17 protein-coding genes are annotated in these 26,084 nt (G+C 75.2%); 11 read left to right on the forward strand and 6 right to left on the reverse strand.

Annotation, left to right across the window (positions count from 1 at the left end):
* Positions 1 to 13: 13 nt before the first annotated feature.
* The 4 genes from AB0H37_RS13645 to AB0H37_RS13660 all read left to right on the forward strand — a co-directional run bounded on the left by AB0H37_RS13645 (position 14) and on the right by AB0H37_RS13660 (position 6,865).
* Positions 14 to 3,484, forward strand: coding sequence for a protein kinase (locus AB0H37_RS13645; protein WP_360612739.1), 3,471 nt, complete (start codon positions 14 to 16; stop codon positions 3,482 to 3,484).
* Positions 3,485 to 3,498: 14 nt separating this feature from the next.
* A complete protein-coding gene (locus AB0H37_RS13650; protein ID WP_360612741.1) occupies positions 3,499 to 4,398 on the forward strand; it encodes a tetratricopeptide repeat protein in 900 nt (299 codons plus the stop codon).
* Between the two features lie 65 nt (positions 4,399 to 4,463).
* On the forward strand, positions 4,464 to 5,573 hold the full coding sequence (locus AB0H37_RS13655; protein ID WP_360612743.1) for a cystathionine gamma-lyase: 1,110 nt from the start codon (positions 4,464 to 4,466) through the stop codon (positions 5,571 to 5,573).
* 50 nt (positions 5,574 to 5,623) lie between these two features.
* Positions 5,624 to 6,865: a hypothetical protein gene (locus tag AB0H37_RS13660; RefSeq protein ID WP_360612745.1), complete on the forward strand. Its 1,242-nt coding sequence runs from the start codon at positions 5,624 to 5,626 to the stop codon at positions 6,863 to 6,865.
* On the opposite strand, the gene AB0H37_RS13665 is transcribed toward AB0H37_RS13660, so the two are convergent.
* From AB0H37_RS13665 to AB0H37_RS13680, 4 genes are read right to left on the reverse strand one after another with little or no spacing between them, the layout of a single operon-like run.
* Positions 6,862 to 9,021: a DUF4132 domain-containing protein gene (locus AB0H37_RS13665; RefSeq protein ID WP_360612747.1), complete on the reverse strand. Its 2,160-nt coding sequence runs from the start codon at positions 9,019 to 9,021 to the stop codon at positions 6,862 to 6,864. The two genes, AB0H37_RS13660 and AB0H37_RS13665, sit on opposite strands and share 4 nt — an antisense overlap.
* Positions 9,022 to 9,034: 13 nt before the next feature.
* Positions 9,035 to 12,376 (reverse strand): DUF4132 domain-containing protein, encoded by a 3,342-nt coding sequence (locus tag AB0H37_RS13670; RefSeq protein WP_360612749.1) that lies wholly within the window; start codon positions 12,374 to 12,376, stop codon positions 9,035 to 9,037.
* A 37-nt stretch (positions 12,377 to 12,413) separates the two neighbouring features.
* Positions 12,414 to 13,802 carry an FAD-dependent oxidoreductase gene (locus AB0H37_RS13675; protein ID WP_329088865.1) on the reverse strand — a complete coding sequence of 463 codons (1,389 nt, stop codon included), beginning with the start codon at positions 13,800 to 13,802 and terminating at the stop codon, positions 12,414 to 12,416.
* 40 nt (positions 13,803 to 13,842) lie between these two features.
* Positions 13,843 to 14,958 (reverse strand): amidohydrolase family protein, encoded by a 1,116-nt coding sequence (locus tag AB0H37_RS13680; RefSeq protein ID WP_360612751.1) that lies wholly within the window; start codon positions 14,956 to 14,958, stop codon positions 13,843 to 13,845.
* Between the two features lie 98 nt (positions 14,959 to 15,056).
* Between AB0H37_RS13680 and AB0H37_RS13685 the strand changes: the two genes are divergently transcribed.
* The 3 genes from AB0H37_RS13685 (at position 15,057) to AB0H37_RS13695 (ending at position 18,648) form a co-directional block, all read left to right on the forward strand.
* On the forward strand, positions 15,057 to 16,502 hold the full coding sequence (locus tag AB0H37_RS13685) for a glutamine synthetase family protein (protein ID WP_360612753.1): 1,446 nt from the start codon (positions 15,057 to 15,059) through the stop codon (positions 16,500 to 16,502).
* Positions 16,503 to 16,665: 163 nt separating this feature from the next.
* Complete coding sequence (locus AB0H37_RS13690; protein WP_229810510.1) at positions 16,666 to 17,199, forward strand: CGNR zinc finger domain-containing protein; 534 nt, start codon at positions 16,666 to 16,668, stop codon at positions 17,197 to 17,199.
* Between the two features lie 93 nt (positions 17,200 to 17,292).
* Positions 17,293 to 18,648 (forward strand): aromatic acid exporter family protein, encoded by a 1,356-nt coding sequence (locus AB0H37_RS13695; RefSeq protein ID WP_329088859.1) that lies wholly within the window; start codon positions 17,293 to 17,295, stop codon positions 18,646 to 18,648.
* 41 nt (positions 18,649 to 18,689) lie between these two features.
* On the opposite strand, the gene AB0H37_RS13700 is transcribed toward AB0H37_RS13695, so the two are convergent.
* The gene (locus AB0H37_RS13700; protein WP_329088857.1) at positions 18,690 to 20,126 is read right to left on the reverse strand and encodes a hypothetical protein; all 1,437 of its coding nucleotides are present in this window, start codon (positions 20,124 to 20,126) and stop codon (positions 18,690 to 18,692) included.
* A 164-nt stretch (positions 20,127 to 20,290) separates the two neighbouring features.
* On the opposite strand from AB0H37_RS13700, the gene AB0H37_RS13705 reads away from it, so the two are divergent.
* Genes AB0H37_RS13705 through AB0H37_RS13720 form a run of 4 tightly spaced genes read left to right on the forward strand, consistent with a single transcriptional unit; the run spans position 20,291 to position 23,777 of the window.
* Positions 20,291 to 21,820 (forward strand): ABC transporter substrate-binding protein, encoded by a 1,530-nt coding sequence (locus tag AB0H37_RS13705; protein ID WP_360612756.1) that lies wholly within the window; start codon positions 20,291 to 20,293, stop codon positions 21,818 to 21,820.
* A 17-nt stretch (positions 21,821 to 21,837) separates the two neighbouring features.
* Positions 21,838 to 22,380 (forward strand): NAD(P)H-dependent oxidoreductase, encoded by a 543-nt coding sequence (locus AB0H37_RS13710; protein WP_360612758.1) that lies wholly within the window; start codon positions 21,838 to 21,840, stop codon positions 22,378 to 22,380.
* 31 nt (positions 22,381 to 22,411) lie between these two features.
* Positions 22,412 to 22,975, forward strand: coding sequence for a TetR/AcrR family transcriptional regulator (locus AB0H37_RS13715; RefSeq protein ID WP_179835905.1), 564 nt, complete (start codon positions 22,412 to 22,414; stop codon positions 22,973 to 22,975).
* Positions 22,976 to 22,991: 16 nt separating this feature from the next.
* On the forward strand, positions 22,992 to 23,777 hold the full coding sequence (locus AB0H37_RS13720) for an MBL fold metallo-hydrolase (protein WP_360612759.1): 786 nt from the start codon (positions 22,992 to 22,994) through the stop codon (positions 23,775 to 23,777).
* Here the strand turns inward: AB0H37_RS13720 and AB0H37_RS13725 are convergent.
* Complete coding sequence (locus AB0H37_RS13725; RefSeq protein ID WP_360612761.1) at positions 23,768 to 26,008, reverse strand: ATP-dependent RecD-like DNA helicase; 2,241 nt, start codon at positions 26,006 to 26,008, stop codon at positions 23,768 to 23,770. The two genes, AB0H37_RS13720 and AB0H37_RS13725, sit on opposite strands and share 10 nt — an antisense overlap.
* Positions 26,009 to 26,084 lie beyond the last annotated feature (76 nt).

The raw sequence follows: 26,084 nt of genomic DNA on the forward strand, positions 1-26,084 counted from the left end.
TAGGATCCGGTGAATGACCGACGCGGGGGACCTGCGGGCGTGGCGGCGCGGCGACGTCGTCCTCGACCTCTACGAGGTCCTCGACGTGGTGGCCAGCGGCGGGATGGGACTGGTCTACCGGGTGCGGCACCGCGGGTGGGACGCCGAGCTGGCGATGAAGGTGCCCCGCCCCGAGGTGGTGGCGACGCACGGGGGCCTGCGCGAGTTCGAGGACGAGGCGCAGACCTGGGTCGGGCTCGGCCTGCACCCGCACACGGTGAGCTGCGCGTACGTGCGCCGGCTCGGGCCGCTGCCCGGCGTGTTCGCCGAGTGGGTGGACGGCGGCAGCCTCGCGGACGCGATCCGGGCCGGCCGCCTGCGCGACCCCGACCCGCGGCGCGCGACGGGCCGGATCGTCGACGTGGCGATCCAGTTCGCGTGGGGGCTGGACCACGCGCACCGCGCCGGGCTCGTCCACCAGGACGTCAAGCCCGCCAACGTGATGCTCGCGCGGGACGGCACCGCCAAGGTGACCGACTTCGGGCTGGCGAAGGCGCGCGTCCGTGCGGGCGAGGACGGCGTGCCGCGCCCCGACGCCGACCCGCTGGTCAGCTTCGCCGGGCTGACGCCCGCGTACTGCTCGCCCGAGCAGGCGCTCGCCGCCCGGGACCGCCGGACGCCGCTGACGCGCGCGACCGACGTGTGGTCGTGGGCGCTCAGCGTCCTGTCGATGTTCACCGGGGGGCCGCCGGTCCGGTCCGGCGCGCTGGGCGGGCGGGCGTTCGAGGAGTTCGCGGCGCGGGCGCCGGGCCTGCCGCCCTCGCTGACCGCGCTGCTGCGCGCGTGCTTCCGCCCCGACCCCGCGGCCCGCCCTGACCGGATGGACGAGCTGGCCGGCGAGCTCGTCACCGTCTACGCGCAGGTCGTCGGGGCCCCCTACCCCCGGGAGCGGCCCCGCCCCGCCACGCTGCTCGCCGACGGCCTGGCGAACCAGGCGCTGTCCATGCTCGACCTCGGGCACCCCGCGGAGGCGGAGGCGCTGTGGGAGCGGGCGCTGCAGACCGATCCGCACAACCCGCACGCCGTGTTCGGCCGGGGCCTGCACCGCTGGCGCGCGGGGCGGCTGACCGACGCCGAGCTCGCCGGCGAGCTGGAGGCGGTCCGCGCGACGCACGGCGGCGACTGGATCGGCGACCACCTGCTCGGGCTCGTCCATCTGGAGCGCGGCGACCCCGCCGAGGCGGCGGCGTTCCTTGAAGCGGCGGTCCGGCGGGCGCCCGACGCCCCCGAACCCGCCGCCGCGCTGGAACGCGCCCGTCGCCTGCGCGCACCGGGGCCGCCGGTCGTCCTGGAGGGGCACGCGGGCGGCGTCGGCGCCATCGCGCTCGGCCCCGGCGCGGCGACCGCGGCGAGCGGCGGACGGGGCGACCCGTCGGCTCCCGCCCCCGGCTCCGAGGGCGGCACCGAGGGCGGCACCGTCCGGATCTGGGACCTCGCCGCCGGCCGCTGCCTGCACGCGGTGCCGGCGCATGCGGGCGGTTTCGCCGGCGGGGTGAGCGCCGTCGCGCTGAGCCCCTGCGGCCGGTTCACGGCCTCGGGTGGCGGGGACGGGACCCTCCTGCTGTGGGACGTCCGGGCGGGGCGCGTCCTGCACCGGTTCGAGGACCACCCCGGCAGGGTCGCCTCGCTCGGTTTCTCCGGAGACGGCTCGCTGCTGGTGTCGGCCACCGAAGGCGGGGGCGTCCGGGTGTGGGCGACGCTGGGGGGGCGGCACCTGCGCACGCTCCAGACCGAGCAGGATCTCGACCGCGGCCACGGCACCTCCGTCGCCGTGACGGGCGACGGAGCGCACGTCGTGAAGTGGGAGCCCACCACGATGCGGCTCCGCGTCTGGGACACCGGCACCGGGAACCTGGTCCGCACGATGCCGCTGCCGGGGGCGACCGTCGCGCTCGGCCCCGGCGGACGCGTCGCGCTGGCGGTGTCCGACAAGGAACAGCGGCTGGTGGACCCCGTGGCGGGCCTGCCGCTGCGGACGGTCCGCTTCCCCGTCGGCCGGGGCGGGCGGTTCGCGGTCAGCGGCGACGGGGCGCGCGCGCTGACGGACGGCCTCCAGCTGTGGGACCTGAACAACGGACGCTGCCTGCGCACGCTGCCGGGCGACGGTGGCTCCCTGGTCGCGCCCGTGCTGAGCGGCGACGGGCGGCACGCGCTCACCGCGGCGGGACGGGCCGTCCACGCCTGGCGGCTGGGACCCGCGGGCCCCCGCGCACCGTGGAGCCACGCCCGGCCGCGCGCGGCGACGGAGCTCGCGCGCGAGGCGGACACCGCGGGCCTCATGCTCGCCCGCGCACGCGGCCACACCGAACGCGGCGACTGGGCGCGGGCCGCGGCGGAGATCCGCGCCGCGCGGAACGTCCCCGGCCACGAGCGCAACCGCGAGCTGCTCGACCTGTGGCGGGCCGCCGGACGGCACGGCCGCCCCACGGCGGTGACGGGCGCCTGGGAGGTGCGGCCCCTGCCGGACACCGAGCGCCGCCTGGTGAGCGGGAGCGTGCTGAGCAGCGGCGGCGTCCTCGCGCTGCGGTTCGGCGGCTGGTCCCTCGTGTGGCTGGTGGACGTCGAGACCGGCGAGCGTCTCCACGCCCTCCAGGTCGGCGGGACGTCCCTCGAGGCCCTGGCCTTCTCCCCCGACGGGTCCCGGCTGCTGACCGGCGCGAGCGACGGGAGGGTCCGGGTGTGGGACGTCGCCTCCGGCGCCTGCGTCCACGTGCTCGGCGGGCACCGCGCCGAGGTCAGGGCGCTGGCGGTGAGCCCGGACGGGCGGCTCGCCGCGTCCGGCGACGAGCGTGGCGTGGTCCGCGTCTGGGACCTGGCCGACGGCCGGCGCCGGAACGTCCTCAAGGGCCATGGCGGGATCGTCTTCACGGTCGGCTTCGGGTCCGGCGGCCGGACCCTCCTCGTGGGCGACCAGCAGCGGATCGTGACGCTGTGGGAGCTGGACGGGGAGCGCCGCCACATCCTCCCCGGCCGGACGCCCGCCGCCATGAGCGCGGACGGCCGCACCGTCGTGTCGTGCGGGCACACGGTCGGGACGCTGTGGACGGCGGACGGGACCACCGGCGAGGCCGACGGCTACGTCCCGGGCCCGTCCGAGGAGCTCGCCTCGATCGAGGTGAGCGCGGACGGCGGCATCGCCGCCACCGTCGGCCCCGGGCACGCGCTACGGGTCTTCGACGTGCGCGCCGGGCGCCTGCTGCACCGCCTGTCTGACTCGACCACCTGCCTCGCCCCCGCCGCCGACGGCAGGTTCGCGATCTCCGGCGAGTCCGACGGGACGCTGCGCGTGTGGGACGTCCCGGCCGGCCGCTGCCTGCACTCTTTCAGCGCGCACACCGCCGCGGTCGCATGGGCCGGGCTCAGCGCCGACTCCCGTATCGCGACCACGCGAACCCGGGACCAGGGAATGCGCGTCTGGGAACTCGACTGGGATTACGCACACTGAAGGGAACGAGAACCATGCTCCTCAGCTGTTCGGGGTGGGCGTGCACGCGCCTCATCTCGGTGTCGAAGGTGCCGGGCGGCAACCCCGTCGCACTGCGGGACCCCGACGCCTACGCGGTCGAGTTCATGATCTGCGACTTCTGCGGGAGCTACTTCTGCGACCGGTGCCACGCGTCCGGCTCCCGGCTCCGCGCGCCGCGCTGCACGTCCTGCGGGGGCAGGCTCGTCCCCGGCGCGAGGCTGGAGCAGATGAGCGGCCGCGCGCGCCCGGCCGCGGCCGAGCACCACGACCAGGGCGTTCGGCACCTGGAGTCCGGCCGTCTCGACGACGCCGTCAGGGAACTGGACGAGGCCGTCCGCCTCCGGCCCGAGTACGCCGCCGCGCACCGCATGCGCGGCATCGCCCTCTCCGCGACGGGGCGGCGCGCCGAGGCCCTCGCCGCGTTCGAGCAGGCGCTCCAGCGCGATCCGTCCGACGTGGTGGCCCACTTCGAGCGGGCCGGGACGCTCCTGGCGATGGAGCGCGCCGCCGAGGCGGTCGCCGCCTACGACCAGACGATCGCCCTGCGGCCGGACTACCCCGCGCCGCAGATCAACCGGGCGATCATCCTCATGAACTCCGGCCGGGACGCCGAGGCGCTGGCCGCCGTGGACGGCGCCGTCGCCCTCCTCGCCTCCGGTCGCGCCGTCGGCGCCGGCCGCTACGACCTCGCCAGTGCCCACAGCGTCAAGGGCGCGGCGCTCGTCAAGCTCGGCCGCTACGAGGAGGCCCTGCCCGCCATCGACTACGCCATCGACAACGGCCCCGACTCCTGGAACGACCACTACAACAAGTCCTACGCCCTGGAGCGCCTGGGCCGCATGGAGGAGTCGGAGACGGCCCGCGGCATAGCCGACTCGCTCCGCAACGCCTGAGGCGGTCGGCCCGGCCGGTTCCGCAGGTGGGACGATGGGGGCCGGACCTGCCGGGGAGGGCGCGCATGGAGATCGGGGACGGGACGCTGGCCGTGGGCGCCGGGCGGCCGGAGGCGGAGAACTTCGCCCCGGCCCTGCCCGGGCCCGTGTTCGCGGCGCACTACCACCTGGCCGGGGAGGCGAGCGGGCCCTACACCTACGGGCGCGACACCAACCCGACATGGACGCTGCTGGAGCGGGCGATCGGCGAGCTGGAGGGCGGCGCGGAGGTCGTCTCGTTCTCCTCGGGGATGGCGGCGGTCGCGGGCGTCCTTCTGTCGCAGGTCCGGTCCGGCGACGTCGTGGTGCTGCCCGACGACTGCTACCACACGACCCGCGCGCTGAAGGAGCGCCTGGAGTCGTACGGGGCGGTGGTCCGCATGGGGCCGACCGCGGACGACGCCCAGATCGGGCTGCTGGAGGGGGCGCGGCTGATCTGGCTCGAAACCCCGTCCAACCCCGAGCTGGACGTGTGCGACATCCGGCGGGTCGCCGAGGCCGCGCACCGGGCGGGCGCGCTCGTGGCGGTGGACAACACCCTCGCCACCCCGCTCGGGCAGCGGCCGCTGGACCTCGGGGCCGACTTCTCCGTCGCCAGCGACACCAAGTCGCTGAGCGGGCACGGGGATCTGCTGCTCGGGCATGTCGCGACCCGCGACCCGGAGCTGGCGGAAGCGGTCCGGGTCTGGCGCAGGACCGTCGGCGCGATCCCCGGGCCGATGGAGGCGTGGCTGGCGCACCGGTCGCTCGCCACGCTCCAGCTGAGGCTTGACCGGCAGGCGGCCAACGCGCTGGCCGTGGCCGAGGCGCTGCGGGGGCATCCGCACGTGTCCGGGCTCAGGTATCCGGGGCTGCCGGACGACCCGTCCCACGAGGTCGCGGCCCGGCAGATGCGCCGGTTCGGCTGCGTCGTGTCGTTCGCCCTGAGAGACGAGGCGTCCGCCGAGAGGTTCCTCGGCTCGCTGCGGCACGTCATGCAGGCCACCAGTTTCGGCAGCGTGCACAGCTCCGCGGAGCGGCGCGCCCGGTGGGGCGGCGACGCCGTGCCCGCCGGCTTCGTGCGCTTCTCGGCCGGCGTCGAGGACACGGGCGACCTCGTCGCGGACGTCCTGCGGGCGCTGGCGGCGGTCGGGTAGCGCGAAAACCGGGTGATCGGCGCGGGCGGCCGGCGCTAGCGTGGCCGCCCATGAGCGACGCGCGGGCACTTCTGGAAAGCGGCGACATCGCCGGACTGATCCGGCATCTGCGGTTCAATGCCGAGGCGATGGAACTGGGCGAGGTCGCGCGGCTCATGGAGGACGCGGCGGCGCTGTCCGGCTTCGACGACATGCGCGAGGCGGCCGCGGCGATGGCCGCCCGGCAGGAGCCGCAGCAGCTCTACGACTTCGGCTACGCCTGCGTCGAGCGCGGCATCGCCTTCCTGGCGGTCCCGGCGCTGAGGCGCGCGCTGGAGATGATGCCGGACGAGCCCGTCCTGCTCATGGAGCTCGTGTCGGCGCTGGAACGCGAGAACCGGCACGACGAGGCCGTCGCGGCCCTGGAGCCGCGCGTGGACGCGTTGGACCCGTGGCCCGCCCGGTACCTGCTGGCCTACAACGCACTGTTCTCCGGGGACCTCGACCGGGCCGCGCACGAGGCGGCGCGGCTGCCCGCGCCGGACGGGGACTGGGTCCCGGCTCGCGACCGGCTCGCGCGGATGGTCGCGCGGGCGCGGGCCGCCGGCCCGCTCGATCCCCGGGACCTGCGAGGCTGGCACTTCGCGCTGGGCGGCGGCGTCCTCGCCACGATCTCGCCGTACGGGTTCGACGACGGCATGACGGGGCGCTACGCCTACACCTCCGACAGCTACGCCCTGTGCAGGCGGACCCTCGACCGGCTGCGGCTGGTCCTGGACGCGGCCGGGCGGCGTCCCGCGTCGGTCGGCCTGCTGCCCGACCGGTCGAGCCGGATCCTGGGGCTGGCCGCGGCACGGCTGTTCGGGCTGCCCGCCGAGCCGTTCGCCCCGGAGCGCCCGGCGGCGCTCGTGGTCGCCTACGACCTGAACGAGACGGACGCCGACGGCCTGCGGGAGCGGACCGAAGGGCAGGTGCTGTTCGAGCACGCGTCCTGCTGGACCGACCCGCCCGTGGTGAGCGCCGACGTCACCGGGTTCCTGCACCAGGTGGCGGTGGCTCCGTGGGGCCCGCAGCTGCGGGTCATGCCCGGCGGCGAGCCGGAGACCGTGCCGCCGGACGAGCGCCCCGAAGCGGAACTGGCCGCCGAGATCGTCGACGCCGACCCCCTGCCGGACGACGGCGACGGCGGCGCGCCTCCGGACCCCGACGAGCGGCTGGCGGGCTTCGTCCGGGCGGTCGCCGGCCACTGGCTCACCGGGCCGAGGGACATGGTGCGCTCCCCCGGCCCCGTGCCGAGCAGCCGCTTCGCCTAGGGCGCGGTCAAGGTCGTCAGGTCGGCGAGCAGCTCCGAGACGAGCACCGGGTCGACGCCGGCGAGACCGTTCCCGACCGTGCGGGACGGGTCGCCGGGTGACGTGCCGATCCAGACCCGCTCGATCTTCTGGACGGGGTTCAGGTCGACGTAGCCCACCGCGATGCCGGGGCTCAGGTCGACCACGACGCTGACGCCGGGCGCGAGCGTGCGGGAGACCCAGTGCTCGATGCCGTTGTCCTGCGGGGCGCCGCGCCGCCACCCCGTGCGGGTGAGGCCGAGGACCCTGCCGGTGGGGACGGTCGGCCCCTCGAAGCGTTCGAGCCTGCCGCTGTTCCCCTCGCCGTCGGCGAGGGCGAGGACGGGCCGTCCCAGCTGGGGGAACGGCTGCAGGATCTCGTAGTCGGCGAACACCTGCGACCAGGCGGCCAGGGTGTCGCCCAGCAGCACGGGATGGGCGATCCGGACGTCCGCCGAAGCGGCGGGCTCGACGGTCTCGTCGTGCAGGTCGGCGAACGTCCGGTCCTCGGCGAGCCGGAACGCCCGGTCGCCGCTCAGCCAGACCAGCCGGCGGGCGAGATGCCACATCAGCGGGTGCGCGACGAGGAACGCGCCGAACTCGGCGCGCGTCCACGCGCGGCCCGTGACCATGGCCGACTCCAGCCGGGCCACCTCGGCGGAGGCGACCGCGCGGACGTCCTTCCTCAGCTCCGCGAACCGCCGGTAGGCGGCCGGGGCCAGGTCGGGGTCGTCCTTGGCGCCGGGCTTGGGCAGCGCCTTGCGGCGGGCGCCGCCCTCGTCCGACACCTGCGGCTTGAGCTGCTCGTCGAAGCCGACGACGAAGCGGCGCGGGCCGTAGTCGAGGGTGAGGGTCCCGTCGGCGTCCAGGCCGAAGTCGGGGACGAGCCGGTCGGCGAGCTGCCCGGCCGTCAGGCCGCGCCGCTCCGCGATCTGCGCCAGCTTGCGCTGCGCCTCGCCCCGCAGCCCCTTGTACCGGGACTTCTGCGCGATGCCGTTGAGGTGCGTCAGGGCGAGGTCGGTGCCGATGCCGACCAGCGCTTCGAGCCCCTGGACGGCGCTGCTGTACCCGCCGCTGCGCCCCGGCCACTCCCTGACCAGCGGCGCGAGCCGGCGGACGACCACGTCGTCGCCGAAGCGTCCGAGGGCCGACAGCACGAACCCGCTGCCCTTGGGCATGCGCGCCGCCTGCCACGCCTCGAACTGCGCCCAGACGAGCGCGGTCAGCGACTCCGGCTCGCAGACCCGGGCGGCGCCGTCCACGACGCCGGTCACGTCGAGCCGGCCGCCCGGGCTCACCGTCAGGGCGAGCAGCAGGGTGCGGGCCGCCTCGCGCGGCAGCTCCCCGCCTTCCCGCAGGACCGGGCGGGGAAGGGCGTCGGTGTCGAGCCACTTCGGCAGGGACGGCGCCCGGACCGGCGGTTCGACGGGCGCGCCGCCGGACGGCGCCGCGGCGAGGAGCCGGGCGACCGCCTCGGCCGCCTCGTCGCCGTGGACGCGCGCGGCCCCCACGACGTCGCCCTCGATGATCCGCAGGGCCTTGACCGCGCCCCGGCGCGGCCCGACCCGCTTGCCCAGCGCGTCCGGCACGAGGTAGGGGACGGCCGCCACGCCGTGCCGGTCGAACCACGCGTGCGCGAGCTTCTGGGCCGACTTGAGCCGGTAGAGCCAGTCGGCGACCAGCCGGGCCACGTCGGCGGACAGGAACGGCAGCACGACCGGGCCCGTCCCGTACGGGTTCTGCTTGGCCAGCCGGACCGCCACGTCCCAGGCGGCGGTCTCGAAACGCGCCACGATCGGCTGGAGGGAATGGTCGAAGTCCCAGGTCACGTGCGGCTCCCACCCGGCCAGCAGCGGCCGCGCGAGATGCTCGGGCGCCTGCGCGAGGAAACCCGCCCGCGTGGGCTCGTAGCCCATGCGCCCGTCGCGGAACTTCTCGGCGGCCTCCTCCCACTCGCCGTCCTGAAAGGACCCGTAGGGACGGACCGCGGCCCAGCTCTCCCGCTCGCCGGGCGCCCAGACGACGGCGCGGTCGTCCGGCGCGGCCAGCCCGGGGACGATGATCGGCTCGTCGCCGGACGGCACGGGGGCCGGCCTGCGCGCCCACGGCGGGTCCAGCAGCGCCTTCGGCAGATCCATGGGGGTTCTCTTCTCAGGTGAGCGTCGCCAGGTCGGCGAGGATCTCGGACACGGTGACCGGGTCGAGGTCGGCGAAGGAGCCCGTGGCGCCGCCGCCGAGCCACCGCTGCTCGGGTCGGCTCGCCAGGCCGACCGCCTCCAGCCTCTGGTCGGGCAGAGAGTCCACGGCGCCGACGGCGATGCCGGGATCGAGGTCGATGACGATGTACCGGCCCCCGGGGAGCCTCCGGGAGATGAAGGGTTCGATGCCCGCGTCCTGGGGCCCGCCGCGGTCCCAGCCGCGGGAGGTCAGGCCGAGCACCCTGCCGACCGGGACGGTCAGGCCCTCGAAGCGTTCGAGCCTGCCGTTCCTCCCCTCGTCGCCGGCCAGGGCGTGGACGGGACGTCCGAGCTGCGGGAACGGCTGCAGGATCTCGTAGTCGGCGAACACCTCCGACCAGGCGGCGAGCGAGCCTTCGAGGTCGACCGGATGCGCGACCCGGACCTCCGCCGGATCGGCGAGGGTGACGGCGTCGTCGTCGACGTCGGCGAACGTGCCGTCCTCCGCGACGCGGAACGCGATCGTCCCCCGGCCGTCGGACGCGAGCCACACCAGGCGCCGGACGAGGTGCCGGACGAGCGGGTGCCCGGCCAGCAGCTCCCGGAACTCCCGCACGGGCCGGCGGCGTTGCGCGACCATGGACGCCTCCAGGCGGCGGAGCTGGTCGGCGGCGACGGCCCGCACCTCCTTCTTCAGCGTCGAGAACGCCTTGTAGGCGGCCGGGGCGAGCTCGGGGTCGTCCTTGGCGCCGGGCTTGGGCAGCGCCTTGCGGCGGGCCCCGCTCTCATCCGCCACGTACGGCTTGAGCTGCTCGTCGAAGCCGACGACGAAGCGGCGCGGGCCGTAGTCGAGGGTGAGGGTCCCGTCGGCGTCCAGGCCGAAGTCGGGCACGAGCCGCTCGGCGAGCTGCTCGGCGGTCAGCTCCAGCCCGGCGGCGACCTCCTCGATCTTCTCCCGTGCCCTGGCCTTGAGCGCCTTGAACTTCACCCGCTGCGCGACGCCGTGCAGGTGCATGAGCGCCACGTCGGTGCCGATGGCGGCGAGGACGTCCAGACCGGCGACGGCCTTGGCGTGCCCGCCGTCGCCGGGCCACGCCCGGATCACCGGGGTCAGGCGGCGGACGGTCTCGTCGTCGCCGGTCAGGCCGAGCTGCGCCAGCGCCCACCCGTCCTTCGACGGCGCGCCCTGCGCCTCCCACAGCCGGAACAGCCGCCGGCCGAACTCGGCGAGCGACTCCTCATCACATGCGCCGCGGAGCGCGGGCACCCCCGCGTAGACCTCACCGGGCCGGGACATCGCGAGCATCGTCAGAACATGCCGCGCGGCGGCGTCCGGCAGCGCCCGCTCGCGGCCGCGCAGCAGGATCTGCGGGAGCAGGCGCACGTCGGCCCAGTCGCCGATGTGCGGCGGTTTCGCCGGGAGGACGTCCAGCGGGTCGGCCGTGACCAGGGCCTCGATCGCGTCCGCCGCCCTGTCGCCGTGGACGCGGGCCGCCGTGACCACCGCCTCGGCGCCGTGCCGGGCGGCGACGAACCGCAGCGCGGCCTCGGCGGCGCGGCGCTGGGCGCCCGCCTTGCCGAGCGCGGGCGGCAGCAGGGCCGGGACGGCAGCCGTGCCGTGCCGCCGGAACCAGGTCTGCGCGGTCCTGCCCGCCTGCTTGAGCCGGACGAGCCAGTCGGCCATGAGCCGCGCGATCTCGTCGCTCAGGAACGGCAGGAGGACGGCGCCCGCGCCCGCGGGGTCGCGCCGCGCCGCGTGGACGGCCGGGTCCAGCGCGTCGAGCTCGAACCGGGCGACGACGACCCGCATCCATTCGTCCACGTACCACGGGTCGGGCGGCTCCCAGCCCGCCAGGAGCGGGCGGACGAGGTCCTCGGGCGCCTCGATGAACAGCATGGGCTGCTGGTGGGCGGGCAGCGCCCCGTTCTCGAACTTCTCCACCTGGACGGGCCATTCCATGCGTTTCGCCCATCGCCAGAGATGGTGGAGGTCCTGCGTCCAGGCGTCCCGCTCGCCGGGCTCCCAGATGATGGAGCGCGTGCCGGGCGAGGCGAGGTCCTTGACGACGATGGGCCTGGCCTTCGTCCGGGGCCGGGTCCACGGCGGGTCCGCGAGCAGCGGCGGCAGGGCGCCGGCGGGCGCCTCGGGTACCCGCACGATGGTCTCGCGAAGCGCCTCGATCGCCGCGCGCGACTCCTCCGCAAGCTCCGGCAGCATCTCCTCCACCAGCTCGGGATGGGTGAGCAGGTGCGCCCGCAGCACCTCCTCCGCCTCCGGCGTCCGCGCGGCCGGGGCGAGCAGGCGCAGTGCCCGCCGCGGATACGCCCGCGCGGCGGCGATCACCGCGGGCTGGACGTACTTGTGGCGGACCCGGTCCACGAGCGCCTGGAACGCCTCGTCCACGGGCAGCCGGGCGAGCACGTCCAGCAGGTTCCGGTACGTCTCGGTGTCGGTGTACCGGCCCTCCAGCGCCCCGGCCACCAGCGGCACCGCGCCGGACGGCCCGACGCCGTCCGCGAGGGTCGCGACGACGCTCGTCCTCCGGTCGTAGTAGCCGAGCGGCAGGGCGGCCGGATCGACCTGCTCCGGCCCGCCGAGCGAGCAGAAGAGCATCCACCGGTGCTGCGAGTGGGGCGGCAGGCCGATGACCGCCGGGTCGGCGCGGACCTCGTCCACCCAGTCCTGCCTGGTCGGCACCAGGTAGGAGACGACCAGACGCTGCAGCGGCGTCCTGCGCCGGCCCGCCAGCTCCTCGACGGCCGCGGCGTACACGTCGTCGTCGGCGGCGGCCAGCAGGGCGCGCAGGTGCCGCGCCGCGCCCTCCTCCGCCCACCAGCCGCCGTGGTAGTCGGACGGCCGGGCCCACCGCGCACCGGTCCAGGTCGCCTTGCTTCCCGCCTGCTGGTAGTCGGCCGTGACGTCGCACAGCTCGGCGAAGGCGCACGCGGCGAACGGCAGGCCGTGCTCGGCGGCCCACGCGTCCCGGAACGGGTCCTTCCCGCCGACTGCGAGCAGGCCGCGTTTGGACACCGCGACGGTCGCGACCACCGCCGCGCCCAGCGCGTCCGCCTCGCCCTTCAGGTAGGCGCGGCCGTGCTCGGCCAGCTCGGGAGTCGTGCCGGGCAGGGCGAGGACGTCCTCGACCTCGGCTCGGGCGGCCTCCACCAGCGCCCGCGCCCTCCCCGCCGCCGCGGCGTCGGTCCGCGCCCGCGGCCACGGACCCGGCCGGTCCCGGCGGGGATGGGCGATCCGCCGCCACGCGTCCGGCATCTCCCAGGTGCTCTCGTCGGCCGCCACCGGCCCCGCACTCGCCATGAGCCCACACCGTAGGGGAGATCACCGACAAAGGGGATCAAGATCCGGAGCGCATGTCCTGCTCGACGGCGTCGGCGGCCTTGCGGGCGGCGACCAGGACGGGGTCCCAGACGGGTGCGAACGGCGGCGCGTAACCGAGGTCGAGGCCCGTCATCTCCTCGACCGTCATCCCGTTCCACAGCGCGATCGCCAGGCCGTCGACGCGCTTGGCGGCGTTCTCCTCGCCGACGATCTGCGCACCGAGCAGCCGGCCGGAGCGCCGCTCGGCGATCAGTTTGGTCGTCATCGCGGCGGCGCCCGGGATGTAGCCGGCCCGGGTGGTGGACTCGACGGCCGCGCTCAGCGTCTCGAACCCGGCCGCGGCCGCCTCGGCCTCGTTCAGCCCGGTCCGCGCGACCTCCACCCGGCAGATCTTGGAGACGGCCGTGCCGACCACGCCGGGGAAGGTGGCGTAGCCGCCGCCGATGTTGATCCCGGCGACGCGGCCCTGCTTGTTGGCGTGCGTGCCGAGCGCGATCGCCACCGGCGCGCCCGACACCAGGTGGCGGGTCTCGACGCAGTCGCCCGCCGCCCACACCCGATCGGCGCGGGTGCGCATCCGCCGGTCGGTGACGATCCCGCCGGTCGGGCCGGTCTCGATCCCGGCGTCCTCGGCCAGCCCTGAGGCCGGCCGCACGCCGAGGCCGAGGACGACCAGGTCCGCGGGCAGCGTGTGGTCCCGCGTGCGGACCGCGGTGACGTGCCCGTCCGGGGAGGCGTCGAAGCCCTCGACCGGCTCCCCCAGGTACAGCCGCACGCCGATGCCGCGCATCGCGTCCGCGACGATCGCGCCCATGTCCGGGTCGAGGGTGCGCATCGGCTGGTCGGCGAAGTCCACGAGCGAGACCTCCAGGCCGCGCATCACCATCGCCTCGGCCATCTCCAGGCCGATGTAGCCGCCGCCCACCACGACGGCGCTGCGCGGGCTCCCCTCCTCGAGGGCGCGGCGGATCGCCACGCCGTCGTCGAGGATCTGCACGCCGTGGACGCCCTTCGCGTCCACGCCGGGCAGCTCCGGGCGCGCGGGGACGGCGCCGGTCGCGATCACGAGCTGGTCGTAGGGCTCCCAGCGCTCGCCGCCGCCGTCGAGGGACCGGATGCGCACCCGGCCGCCGCCCGGGTCGATCTCCACGGCCTCGGTGCGCAGCCGCAGGTCGATGCCGCGCTCGCGGAACTCGGCGGGCGTGCGGGCGACGAGCGCGTCCAGCTCGTCCACCACGCCGCCGACGAAGTAGGGGATGCCGCACGCCGAGTAGGACGCGTGGTGCCCGCGCTCCACGGCGACGATCTCCAGCTCGTCCGGGCCGCGCAGCCGGCGGGCCTGCGACGCGGCGCTCATCCCCGCGGCGTCGCCCCCGATGACGAGCAGGCGTTCACGTGCGGCCATCCCGGTCCTCCCGTTCGCCGGTTCCACCCGGAAGATCGACTCACCCCAGACCGTAGACCCGGCGGGCGTTGCCGTAGGCCACCAGCCCCGCGACCCGCTCGGCGTCGCGGGCCGTCCAGGCGCCGTCCTCCACTCCCCCGGCCAGGAACCCGGCGAGCCCGCGCCGGAACAGCAGCGCCCCGAGGTGGTAGAGCTCGGCCAGCCCGAACGCGTCCGAGGAGTACAGCACCTTCCCGAACGGCGCCAGTTCCAGCAGCTCGGCGATGAGCGCGGGCGAGCGGTGCCCGAGGTTGTGGGTCGCCAGGCCCGCGTCGACGTACACGTTCGGCAGCACCTGCGCCAGGTACCCGGCGTGCCGGTGGAACGGGTAGTTGTGCAGCAGCATCGCGGGGACGGGGTCCATGGCGCGCAGCAGCTCGATGAGCAGCAGCGGGTCGCCGCGGCGCAGGTCGGCGTCCGCGTCCCCGTAGCCGACGTGGAACTGGACGGGCAGCCCGGCGTCCACCGCGCACCAGACGAGGAACCGGTGCAGGACCTCGTCGCACACGCGCGGCGGGGCGCCGCTGCTCTCCGCCGCGAGCATCAGCCGCCCGGCCGCGCCGGCGACCTCCGCCTCCGACGGCCGCACGCCCGACAGCTCCAGCCCGGCCCGGTAGGCGGCGATCGACTTGGCCCCCACGGCGTCCGCGGCCTGGAGCCGGGACCGCACCTCGCCGGCGAACCGGCCCGCCTGGACGCCGTCCGCCGCCGCCCGCTCCGCGACGGACTCCAGCCGGACGATCTGGTGCGCCTCCGCCCCGGCCAGCCGGCCGAGGCCCGGCGGGTCGAGGATCACCTCCGGTGAGTAGCCGGTGTCGACGCAGAGCGCGTCGAGTCCGGCGGCGGCCAGGAACCGCCGGTTGACCTCGGCGGCGCCCAGCTCGGCGCGGCGCGCCAGGTACTCGTCGGGCTCGGCGTGGGCGTCGAGGTCCAGGATCGGCGGGCACCAGCGCCGCAGCGCGAACCCGACCTGGGTGTCGAACATGCTCACGCCGGGCGGCCCCGCGGTCTCCGCCTCGGTGAGCGTCTCCTCGAACGCCGTCCTGCCGAGGTCCTTGCCGAGGACGCCATGGCAGTGGTGGTCGACCAGCCGCAGCGACTCCAGATACTCCAGCACGGCTCCCGCATCCTCCCTGAAACACGACTGCGTTCTCTCTACGATGCCCTTACGGAGCGTGTTCACCTCCGCCGCCACCCCACCAGGAGCCAGCCACCGTGGAACCCACCTCTCAGACCGCCCTCCAGGGAAGCGACGCCGGAGAGCAGGCTCTGGACGGGCACGAGCGCGCCCGGCTCGGCGCCCGCGCGGCCGAGGCGGCGCGCAGGCTGGCCGGCGAGGGCATCGTCGCGATCGCGCTGACGTGGGTGGACGTCAGCGGGATCACCCGCACCAAGACCGTCCCGGTGGAGCGGCTGGAGCACGCCGCGGCGTGGGGCGTCGGGATGTCCCCGGTGTTCGACGTGTTCCTGCTGGACGACTCGATCGTGTCCGGGCGCCACATCGGCGGTCCGAGCGGGGACCTGCGGCTCCACCCCGACCTGGACCGGCTCGTCGCGCTGGCCGCGCTGCCGGGCTGGGCGCACGCGCCCGCGCACCGGTACGCCCAGGACGGATCCGTCCACCCGCTGGACGCGCGGGCCCTGCTCCGCCGCGAGGCGGCCCGGCTCGCCGGGCGCGGCTTCGCGGTGAAGGCCGCGTTCGAGATCGAGTGGGCGGTGTCGGACGGCGGCGGAGAGGAGTTCTCCGCCGCCTGCAAGGGCCCCGCGTACGGGATGACGCGGATCACCGAGCTGGCCGGCTACCTGCGCGACCTCCTGGAGTCGCTCAAGGCGACGGGCGTGAGGGTCGTCCAGTTGCACCCGGAGTACGCGGCCGGGCAGTACGAGGTGTCCGTGGCCGCCGAGGACCCGGTCGGCGCGGCCGACACCGCCGTGCTCGTCCGGGAGACGATCCGGGCGGTGACGATCCGGCATGGGATGGCCGCCTCGTTCTCCCCCAAGGTCGAGGCCGACTCGGTCGGCAACGGCGCGCACGCCCACCTCAGCCTGTGGCGGGACGGCACGGCGGACGGCGCGGTGAACGCGATGGCGGGCGGCCCCGGACCGTACGGGATGACGCCGGCCGGGGAGGCGTTCGCCGCGGGCATCCTGCGCAGGCTGCCCGCGCTCCTCGCGGTCGGCGCGCCGTCGGTGGCGAGCTACCTGCGGCTGGTCCCGTCGCACTGGTCGGGCGCGTTCGCGTGCTGGGGGCTGGAGAACCGGGAGGCCGCGCTGCGGTTCGTGACGGGGGCCGAGGGCGAACAGGCGACCGCCGCGAACCTGGAGGTCAAGTGCCTGGACGCCGCCGCCAACCCGTACCTGCTGCTGGCGGCGCTGCTCGCGGCCGGCCGGGACGGCCTCGGCGCCGATCTGAGGCTGCCGGAGCCGGTCGAGGTGGACCCCGCGGGCCTGGCGGAGGAGGAGCGCGCCGCACGGGGCATCGCCCCGCTGCCGGCGTCGCTGGCCGAGTCGGTCGCGGCGTTCGAGGCCGACGCCGTCCTGCGCGAGGCGCTCGGCGAGGCCGTCACCGACACGGTGGCGGCGGTGCGGCGCGGGGAGATCGCGCTGCTGGACGGGGCGACGCCGCAGCAGGTGGCCGCCGCCACCCGCTGGCGGCACTAGCGCCGCTCCGGCGCACCGCCGCGTCCGGCCGCCCGCGACCGGGCCCCACGAGCGGGCGGCTCGAACTGCCGGACGCGCATCTGCGGCCTGCCGCGCTTGCAGCGGGCGCAGGTGACCGCTCCTAACATTTACTGGTCGGCTGCGGGACCGGAGGCTCGGGGTAATGCGCATCACTGGGTACAAGAGTCACGGGGTGGCGGCCGCCGCCGCGCTGGTCAACGCCGTGACGAGCGCCGAGGGGGACGACTCCCCGGACGCGCTGCGCCGCGTCCTGCGGGAGAACCAGTTCTTCTGGCAGGAGTTCGAGGACGCCGACGCCGCCGACCTCCGGCGCTGGGGGCGGGTCCTGCGCCCCTTCTTCGAGGCGGGCCGGCTGGAGGAGGCGACGGCGATGCTGAACCGGCTGATGCTGGAGATCCCCATGCACCCGCACCTCGCCGACCACGAGCCGCACGGCCTGCACATGCACTACGCGCCGCCGTCGTCCCGGCTGGTGGAGCGGTTCCGCGCCACCACGCTGATGAACCTCGCCGAGCTGATCGTCGAGCACGGGCTCGGCCGGACGGGCGTCTGCGCCGCCGACGGCTGCGACCGCGTGTACGCCGACACCTCGCGGGCGGGCCGGCGCCGGTTCTGCTCGGAGGCCTGCGCGAACCGCACGAACGTCGCCGCGTTCCGCGCCCGCCGGCGGGAGTGATCCGCGTCCCGCGCCGGTGGCCCGACACCTCGCCGTTTTGTGATCTTTGTCCATTCCTGTGACCTTTGCCCGCCTGCGGGAATGACAGTGCGCATGTCGCTCGTGTTCTTGCGCCGCCGTTCCGGCGAGGGTGATCGCGGCGGCCGCTCGCCGCTGCGCGTGGCGACGGAGGTGCGGTCCACCGCGTACCGCATCGCCCGCCTGACGATCACCGCCACGCTGTCGTTCGTGCTGGCCCTGACGGTGCTGCCGGCCGGCGGGCCGCAGCCGCTGCTGGCTCCGCTGACCGCGCTGCTCGTCGTGCAGTTCTCCGTCTACCAGACGATCAAGGCGAGCGTCCTGCGGGTCGCCGCCGTCACCTCGGGGGTGCTGATCGCGGTGCTGGCCGCAAGCACCATCGGGTTCTCCTGGTGGACGCTCGGCCTGACGATCCTCGCGGCCCTGGTCATCGGGCACGTGCTGCGCCTCGGCGAGCACGTGCTGGAGGCGCCGATCTCCGCGATGCTGATCTTCGCGCTGGGGTCGGCGAGCGAGGCGGGCGCCGCCGACCGCGTCCTGGAGACGCTGATCGGCGCCGCCACCGGGCTGGCGGCGACGCTGCTGGTGCCGACGGTGCGGGTGCGGCCCGCGGAGGAGGCCGTCCAGGACGTCACCGAGAAGCTGCGGGAGCTGATCGCCGGCATCGCCGACGGGCTGCGCGGCGAGCGCACCGAGGGCGAGGCGGCCCGCTGGCAGGCGGACGCCGAGCGGCTCGCCCGCGACCTCGGGCGCACCGACCGGGAGCTCGGCGCCGCCGAGGAGAGCGTCCGGCTCAACCCGCGGACGCGGGCGCGGCGGCTCATCGACGCCGGCGTCGCGCTGCGCAACGCCATGGAGACGCTGGAGCACTTCACGCTGTCGCTGCGCGGGCTGACCCGCTCCCTGGCCGACGACGAGCGGCTCGGCGACCGGGGCCGGCTGCTGACCGACCCCGAGCTGCGCCGCGAGCTCGGCGACGCGCTGGCCGGGATCGCCGCGAGCGTCGCCTCCTACGGCCGGCTGGCCCGCTCGGACCTGACCCGGGACGCCCGGCCGTTCCTCGCCGAGCACGAGCTGGAGGTGCGGGTGGACGTGGCCCGCGAGCGCCGCGCCCGGCTCACCCGGCGGCTGCACGAGCGGGCCGCGGCCGGCGACCTGTGGCCGCTGTACGGGGAGGTGTCCATGGACATCGACCGGCTCATCGAGAACCTGCGCGTCGAGCACCGCGCCCGCGCCCGCGAGCACTGGCGGCGGCACCGCGGCGCCTCGCGGCACCTGCCCGAGCGGCCCGTCCAGGTCGTCCAGCAGGCCGGGCAGCAGCTGCGCCGGGCGGCCGGGTCCGCGGTCGCGGCGGCCGAGCGCGGCGCAGGCGAGACCGAAACGCGCGTCAACCGGCCCGAACAGGACGAAGACCCGCCCTCGGGGGGATGAGGACGGGCCTTCGCGCGGGGTCGCGGACCCCGGTGGGACGGTCAGCGGAAGGTGGGCTCCAGGACGTCGACGCCGCGGGTGTTGTCGGCGACGTAGACGTACTTGCCGTGCCAGTACGGCTGCCAGGACGCGGCGTCCGCCGGGCGGTAGTAGGCGACCTGCCGCGGGTTCGTCGGGTCCGAGACGTCCAGGAACCGGGTGCCCTGCGAGTAGAACGACTGGGCGATCACGCCGTCGCGCACGTCGAAGTAGTGCGCCGAGCAGTCCGTGCTCTCGGGATCGCTGCCCTCCTTGCCCGCCACCCCCCACGTCGCGACGGTGTTCAGCCGGAACTTGTGCTCCGGCGTGGACCGCCAGCCCTCACCGCCGTAGGAGCCCTTCAGCGACGCGATGACGAGCAGGCCGTCGTTGGCGCAGCCGTCGTTGAACGTCTCTTCGGTGACGTACAGCAGCTTCCCGTTGCCCCACCTGCGCGGGTCGGCGGCCTGGTCGCGGGTCTGCCCGACCGCCCGGTAGCTGTTGTGCATGAAGGTGGAGTTGGTGGTGGCCTCGTCCAGGCCGCCGCCCGCGTACGGGACGGGGTCGACCGCGGTGGCCTTGCGCCACTTCTTCTCCACCGGGTCGTAGTGGCGGCCGGTGGTGTGGTAGCCGCGCACGCCGCCGCGCCCCGACGCCCAGGCGACCCCGTCGGAGTCGACCTGGATGTCGTGGGTGTAGTCGGTCTTGCCGTCGTTGCGGCCCGTGTCGATGGGGTCCTTGTGGACCTTCGGCTTGGCCGGGTTGCGGACGTCGGTGACCCAGACGGGGCGCCCGCCCCAGTCCGCGGGCATCCAGCTGGCCTTCGCGGGGCCGCCCGTCCACAGGTACTTGCAGTCGTTCACGCAGGTCGTCGTGTGCCCCGCGGGCACCGTCACGTAGGTGAGCTGGCGCAGGCTCTCCGGCTTGGAGGCGTCCACGACGTAGATGCCCGACTCGCCGGTGGCGGTGGTGCCACCGAACGCGCGCGGGTCCCGGGACAGATAGATGATCTTGCGTTCGGGATCGAAGTCGGTGTCCTCGGTCTCCCACATCCCGGGCATGTTCAGCTGCCCGACCAGTTTGGGGACGCGGGGGTCGGCGCTGACGTCGTAGGCCTTCAGCCCGAACTCGCCGGTCGCGTACATGATCGTCCGCTTGTGCCGGCCCTGGCCGTAGTCCATGAACATCAGGGAGATGGCGCCCTTGGCGTCGGAGACGCCGCCGACGCGCCGCACGCCCTTGACCGCCTCGGACTTCGTGCTCGCGGGGGCCGCGCGGTGGTAGTGCCCGGCGTGGCCGCCGGCGCCCTCGCCCGCGGTGGCGGCGGCCTGCTTGGTCTGGGTGCTCTCCGGCTCGGGCGGGCAGGCCCAGGCGCTGCCGGCCGTCAGTGCCACGGACGCCGCGACCGCGACGCCGCCCTGCAGCAGGCGTCCGGAGGGAAAGGATGTGCGGGGGAGCATCGCGCCTCCACGGAATGGATCTTCGCAAGCGCCAGTGTGACCGGCGCCGCCGACTTGATCAACAGGTCGGCGGTCACGAAATGGACTCAGCACCGTAAGGACTGGTGAGACCTGACAACGTGGTCTACCCTCCCCTGGGGTCGCCCAGCTCCCGGGAGAGGCCAGTGAAGAGCTCAGCCCGCACCGCCGCCCTGGTCGCCGGCGCCGTGGTGGTGCTCGTGGCGCCGGTCGCGGCCCTGAAGGCCTGGAGCGAGCCCGCCGACCCGCGGATCTCGGTCGGCGCCGCGGCCCCCGCGACGCTGCTGCCCGGCGACGTCCGCGACGCATCCGGCCGGATGATCGCGAACGCGGTGTGGACGGGCCTGGTCTCCTACGACCCGAAGACCGGCGCGCCCGCGAACGCCGCCGCCGCGTCGGTCACCAGCCCGGACCGGCGCGTCTGGACGGTCCGGCTCCGTCCCGGCGCGACCTTCCAGGACGGCTCGCCCGTCACGTCCCGCTCGTTCACCGGCGCCTGGACGGCCGTGCTGCGCGAGCGCTGGGCCGGGTCCCGGCAGTTCACCGAGGTCGCCCGCGTCAAGGGCGCCCGCGCGGGCGAGGACGGGGTGCCGGGCCTGAAGGTGAAGGACGACCGGACCTTCGAGGTGACGCTGGACCGCCCGCTGAACGGGTTCCCCGCCCTCCTCGGCGACCCGGCGTTCTTCCCCATGCCCGAGAGCGTCCTCGCGTCGCGCGACTGGGCGTCCTACGGCCGCGCCCCGGTCGGCAACGGCCTCTTCCAGGTGAGGTCGCGGAGCGCGCGGGAGATCGTTCTGCGGCGCCGATCGGGCGAGGGCCGGTCCGTGGTCGTCAGGGCGATGCCGGACGCGAAGCGCCAGTACGCCGCGGCCGGCGCAGGCGAGCTCGACGTCGCCACGCTGGTGCCGCCGGACCGGCACGAGTCGATGGAGGCCGACTTCGGCGACCGGCACCTCGCCGTCCCCGGCCGCGACGTCACCTCCCTGGCGTTCCCGGCCCGGGTGGAGCGGCTGTCGTCCCCGACCGTCCGGACGGCGCTGTCGATGGCGATCGACCGGTCCGCCGTCACGGAGGGGCCGCTCGGCCACCAGTACTCCCCCGCCGACTCGCTCGTCGCGCCGGGCATCCGCCCCGGTCACCGCGACGGGCAGTGCCGGTTGTGCGTCCACGACTCCAAGGCGGCGGTCGCCGCGCTGGCCGACGCGGGCGGGCTGGAGGGCCCGCTGAACCTCTGGTACGAGGCGGGCCGGGGCGACGACGCGTGGGTGAAGGCCGTCGCGCACGGGCTCGGCGAGGAACTGAAGCTCGACGCCCGCCCGCATCCCGTCGCCGGCCTGCGCGAGGCCGTGGACTCCCACGAGGTGGACGGCCCCTTCGTCGTCCACACCACCGCCGCCTACCCCGCGCCCGCCGCCGCGCTGGCGCCGCTCCTGGACGCCGGAACCGGTTTCGACGACGAGTACGCGTCCGGCCTGCTCACCGAGGCCGAGCGCGCGGCCACCCCGGAGGAGGGCGTGATCCCCGCGCGCCTCGCCGAGAGCGCCCTGCTGCGCGACATGCCCGCGATGCCGCTGTGGTCGCGCCACGACCACCTGGTCTGGTCCGAGCGCGCCCGCGGCGTCACCGCCGACGCCTTCACGGGCCTGCGCCTCGACCGGCTGACCGCCCGGGACTGACGCGTAGCCTGACGATCATGACGAACGTGCTGATGCTCTGCGGGAGCCTGCGCAAGGGGTCCACGAACGAGGCGGCGCTGCGCACCGCGCGGGCCGTGGCGCCGGACGGGCTGGACGCGACGCTCTACGCCGGCATGGGCGACCTGCCGCACTTCAATCCCGACGACGACCGCGAGCCGCTGCACCCGGCCGTCGCGGACCTGCGCGCGGCGATCGGCGCCGCGGACGCCCTGCTCATCTGCACTCCGGAGTACGCGGGCGCGCTGCCCGGCTCCTTCAAGAACCTGCTCGACTGGACGATCGGCGGCGGCGAGATCTACGAGAAGCCGGTCGCCTGGCTGAACGTGGCCTCCCCCGCCGCGCCCACGGGCGGCGGCGACGCGCACGCCTCGCTGCGCAAGGTGCTCGGCTACGCGGGCACCGAGATCGTCGAGGCCGCGTGCGCGCGGATCCCGGTGACCCGGCCCGACGTGGGTGAGGACGGCCTGGTCCGCACCGCGGAGCCGCGCGCCCGGCTCCGCGGGGCCGTGGAGGCGCTGCACGCCGCGCTCCGCCCTTGAATTATTAGACCAGTCTACCTAGAATCGCCCCATGGCACCTCGGGGCGAGACGCGTGAACGCGTGCTGCGGACGGCGGCGGAGCTGTTCCAGCGGCAGGGTTACCACGGCACCGGGCTCAACCAGGTCCTCGCGCAGAGCGGGGCGCCGAAGGGCTCGCTGTACTTCCACTTCCCGGACGGCAAGGAGCAGCTCGCGTCGGAGTCGGTCGCGCTGTCCGGCCGCGCGGTGGGCGAGGCGCTCGCGGGGGCCCTCGTCGCCGCGCCGGACGGGCGGGCCGGGCTGGCGGCCCTCGGCGACCACTTCGCGCGCGCCCTGCTGGAGTCCGACTTCGGCAAGGGATGCCCGGTCGCGACGGTGGCGCTGGAGACGGCCGCCGAGAGCGAGACCATCCGCGCCGCCTGCGACGGCACCTACACCGAATGGCAGGGCGGGATCGCGATGGCCCTGCGCGGCTGGGGCGTGCCGGACGAGCGCGCCGATCCACTGGCCGCGCTCGTCCTGTCGTCGGTCCAGGGCGCCGTCATGCTCGCCCGCGTCCGGCGGGACGTGTCCGTCATCCACGAGGTCACCCGCCAGCTCGCCGACCTGATCTGAATCTGAAGGAGAACCGATGCGCGTTCACCATCTCGACTGCGCTCCCATGCGGGAGATCGAACCGGCCGACGGGCCGCAGAGCCCGCTGCGCCCTGCGCGGGCCGTCGGCCACGTGCTGCTGGTGGAGACCGACTCGGCCGGGCTCGTGCTCGTGGACGCCGGGATCGGGCTCGGCGACATCGAGCGCCCGTCCGAGCGGCTGCTGGACGACTGGGTGGAGATGGCGGGGCCGACGCTCGACCCGTCCGCGACGGCCGTCCGGCAGATCGAGGGGCTCGGGTACGCGGCCGCCGACGTCCGGCACGTCGTCCCCACGCACCTGCACCGCGACCACGCGGGCGGGCTGAGCGACTTCCCGGACGCGGCGGTGCACCTGTTCGAGGCGGAGCTCGCCGACGGCGGCAAGACCCCGGCGCAGCTCGCCCACGGCCCGAAGTGGGTCGCCTACGCGGGCGCCGAAGGCGAGACCTGGCACGGCTTCGAGGGCGTCCGGTCGCTGGAGGGCGTGCCCGAGGACGTCCTGCTGGTGCCGCTCGGCGGCCACACGCCGGGACACGCGGGCGTGGCGGTCCGCGACGGCGCCCGCTGGCTGCTGCACGCGGGGGACGCGTACATGTACCACGGGGAGGTCGACCGCCCCGAGCCGGTCGCGCATCCGCTGATGGAGCTCGTCCAGGCGGGCGGCGAGGTCGACCGGGAGCTGCGGCTCGCGAACGTGGCTCGGCTGCGGGAGCTGGCGCGCGGCGGCGAGGTCGAGGTGTTCTGCGCCCACGACCCCTGGGAACTGGCGCGCTACCGCTGAGAGAGGCGGTGGGCCAGGGCGGTGTGGCGGCGGCCCGCGCCGGCGGTGCGGACGGCGGCGGCGAGGGCCCGGCGCGACCCGACGAGGACCACGAGCTTCTTGGCCCGGGTGATGCCGGTGTACAGGAGGTTGCGGCGCAGCATCATCCACGCGCCGGTGGTGAGCGGGATGACGACGGCCGGGTACTCGCTGCCCTGCGAGCGGTGGATCGTGATCGCGTACGCGTGGGCGAGCTCGTCCAGCTCGTCGAAGGCGTAGTCGACGCTCTCGTCCTCGTCGGTCACGACGGTCAGTGACTGCTCTTCCAGGGACACGGACGTGACGACGCCGACGGTGCCGTTGAAGACGCCGGCCTCGCCCTTGTCGTAGTTGTTGCGCAGCTGGGTGACCTTGTCGCCGACGCGGAACACGCGGCCGCCGTAGCGGCGCTCGGGACGGGCGTCGTCATGCGGGGTCAGCTTCTCCTGCAGCAGGGAGTTCAGCGTGCCGGCGCCGGCGGCGCCACGGTGCATCGGGGCGAGGACCTGGACGTCGCGGCGCGGGTCGAGGCCGAACCTGCGCGGGATGCGGTGGGCGACGACGTCCACCGTCAGCTCGGCGGCCTCGTCCTGCTCGTCGCAGGGGAACAGGAAGAAGTCGGGGTAGCCGCGGGTGTGGGGGTGGTCGCCGGAGTTGACGCGGTGCGCGTTGACGACGATGCCCGACTGCTGCGCCTGCCGGAAGATCCTGGTCAGCCGGACGCGCGGGACGACCTCGGCGCCGAGCAGGTCGGCCAGCACCTCGCCCGCGCCGACGGACGGGAGCTGGTCGACGTCCCCGACGAGCAGCAGGTGCGCGCCGCGCGGGACGGCCCTCACCAGCTTGTTGGCCAGGATCAGGTCGACCATGGAGCACTCGTCGACGACGACCAGGTCGGCGTCCAGGGGGTTGTCCTGGTCGAACTTGGGGTCGCCGCCCGGCTGGAGCTGGAGCAGCCGGTGCACGGTCGCGGCCTCGTGCCCGGTCAGCTCGGCGAGCCGCTTGGCGGCCCGGCCGGTCGGCGCCACCAAGACGATCTTGGCGTGCCTGGCGGCGGCCAGCTCCACCACCGAGCGGACGGTGAAGCTCTTGCCGCAGCCGGGGCCGCCGGTCAGCACGGCCACCTTCGACGTCAGCGCGAGCTTGACGGCGTCCTCCTGCTCGGGGGCGAGCGCCTGGCCGGTGCGCTGCTTGAGCCACGGCAGCGCCCTGTCCCAGTCGACGCCGGCGAACGCCTTGAGCCGGTCGGCGGGGGCGTCGAGCAGCTCCAGCAGCCCGCGGGCCAGGGAGCGCTCGGCCCGGTGGAACGGGACGAGGTACACCGCCGGGATCGTCGCGGCGTCCTCGCCGTCCCCGGGGATGGGCTCCCGGACGACGCCCTCCTCGCCCGCCAGCTCGTCCAGCGCCGGGACGATCAGCTCGCGCCCAACGCCGAGGATCTTCTCCGCCGCCGTGACGAGGTTGGGCTCGGGCAGGAAGCAGTGCCCGTCGTCGGCGGCCTCCGACAGCGTGTACTGCAGGCCCGCCTTGATCCGCTCGGGGCTGTCGTGCGGGATGCCGACGGCCTGCGCGATGGTGTCGGCGGTCTTGAACCCGATGCCCCACACGTCCGACGCGAGCTGGTACGGCCGCTTGCGGACGGTGTCGATCGAGGCGTCCCCGTACTGCTTGTAGACGCGGACCGCGAGGGACGTGGAGACGCCGACGCCCTGCAGGAAGACCATCACCTCCTTGATGGCCTTCTGCTCCTGCCAGGCGTCCCCGATCCGCCGGGTGCGCTTGGGGCCGAGGCCCTGGACCTCGACGAGGCGCTCGGGCTCCTCCTCGATGACGCGCAGGATGTCGGTGCCGAAGTGCACGACCATCCGGTCGGCCATCACCGGGCCGATGCCCTTGATCATGCCGGAGCCGAGGTAGCGGCGGATGCCCTGGATCGTCGCCGGCAGGACGGTCGTGTAGGAGTCGACCTCGAACTGCTTGCCGTACTTCGGATGCGAGCGCCACCGCCCGACCAGGCGCAGGCTCTCCCCCACCTGCGCGCCGAGCAGCGCGCCCACGACGGTGAGCAGGTCGGGACCGCCCTTGGCGGTCGCGACGCGCGCGACGGTGTAGCCGGTGTCCTCGTTGGCGTAGGTGATCCGTTCCAGCACCGCCTCCAGCTCCGCCGGACGCGGCGCGGCGGGTGGGTTCGGGGAGGTCGGCACGGTCACCATGATGGCCGATCGGCCCGGCGGTATCTCCCGGAAACCGGCCACCTCACCCCAAGATCATGTTAACTTCCCTGCTCAC

Origin of the sequence: Actinomadura sp. NPDC023710, from assembly GCF_040639875.1 — a bacterium.
In the GTDB taxonomy this organism is placed as follows: Bacteria; Actinomycetota; Actinomycetes; order Streptosporangiales; family Streptosporangiaceae; genus Spirillospora; species Spirillospora citrea.

What these genes read in the sequence shown, in the direction of transcription:
- AB0H37_RS13660 (WP_360612745.1), top strand. Translation starts at nt 5,624, where the DNA reads ATGAGCGACGCGCGGGCACTTCTGGAAAGCGGCGACATCGCCGGACTG.
- AB0H37_RS13675 (WP_329088865.1), bottom strand. Translation starts at nt 13,802, where the DNA reads ATGGCCGCACGTGAACGCCTGCTCGTCATCGGGGGCGACGCCGCGGGG.
- AB0H37_RS13670 (WP_360612749.1), bottom strand. Translation starts at nt 12,376, where the DNA reads ATGGCGAGTGCGGGGCCGGTGGCGGCCGACGAGAGCACCTGGGAGATG.
- AB0H37_RS13710 (WP_360612758.1), top strand. Translation starts at nt 21,838, where the DNA reads ATGACGAACGTGCTGATGCTCTGCGGGAGCCTGCGCAAGGGGTCCACG.
- AB0H37_RS13700 (WP_329088857.1), bottom strand. Translation starts at nt 20,126, where the DNA reads ATGCTCCCCCGCACATCCTTTCCCTCCGGACGCCTGCTGCAGGGCGGC.
- AB0H37_RS13645 (WP_360612739.1), top strand. Translation starts at nt 14, where the DNA reads ATGACCGACGCGGGGGACCTGCGGGCGTGGCGGCGCGGCGACGTCGTC.
- AB0H37_RS13665 (WP_360612747.1), bottom strand. Translation starts at nt 9,021, where the DNA reads ATGGATCTGCCGAAGGCGCTGCTGGACCCGCCGTGGGCGCGCAGGCCG.
- AB0H37_RS13655 (WP_360612743.1), top strand. Translation starts at nt 4,464, where the DNA reads ATGGAGATCGGGGACGGGACGCTGGCCGTGGGCGCCGGGCGGCCGGAG.
- AB0H37_RS13690 (WP_229810510.1), top strand. Translation starts at nt 16,666, where the DNA reads ATGCGCATCACTGGGTACAAGAGTCACGGGGTGGCGGCCGCCGCCGCG.
- AB0H37_RS13715 (WP_179835905.1), top strand. Translation starts at nt 22,412, where the DNA reads ATGGCACCTCGGGGCGAGACGCGTGAACGCGTGCTGCGGACGGCGGCG.
- AB0H37_RS13650 (WP_360612741.1), top strand. Translation starts at nt 3,499, where the DNA reads ATGCTCCTCAGCTGTTCGGGGTGGGCGTGCACGCGCCTCATCTCGGTG.
- AB0H37_RS13695 (WP_329088859.1), top strand. Translation starts at nt 17,293, where the DNA reads ATGTCGCTCGTGTTCTTGCGCCGCCGTTCCGGCGAGGGTGATCGCGGC.
- AB0H37_RS13720 (WP_360612759.1), top strand. Translation starts at nt 22,992, where the DNA reads ATGCGCGTTCACCATCTCGACTGCGCTCCCATGCGGGAGATCGAACCG.
- AB0H37_RS13725 (WP_360612761.1), bottom strand. Translation starts at nt 26,008, where the DNA reads ATGGTGACCGTGCCGACCTCCCCGAACCCACCCGCCGCGCCGCGTCCG.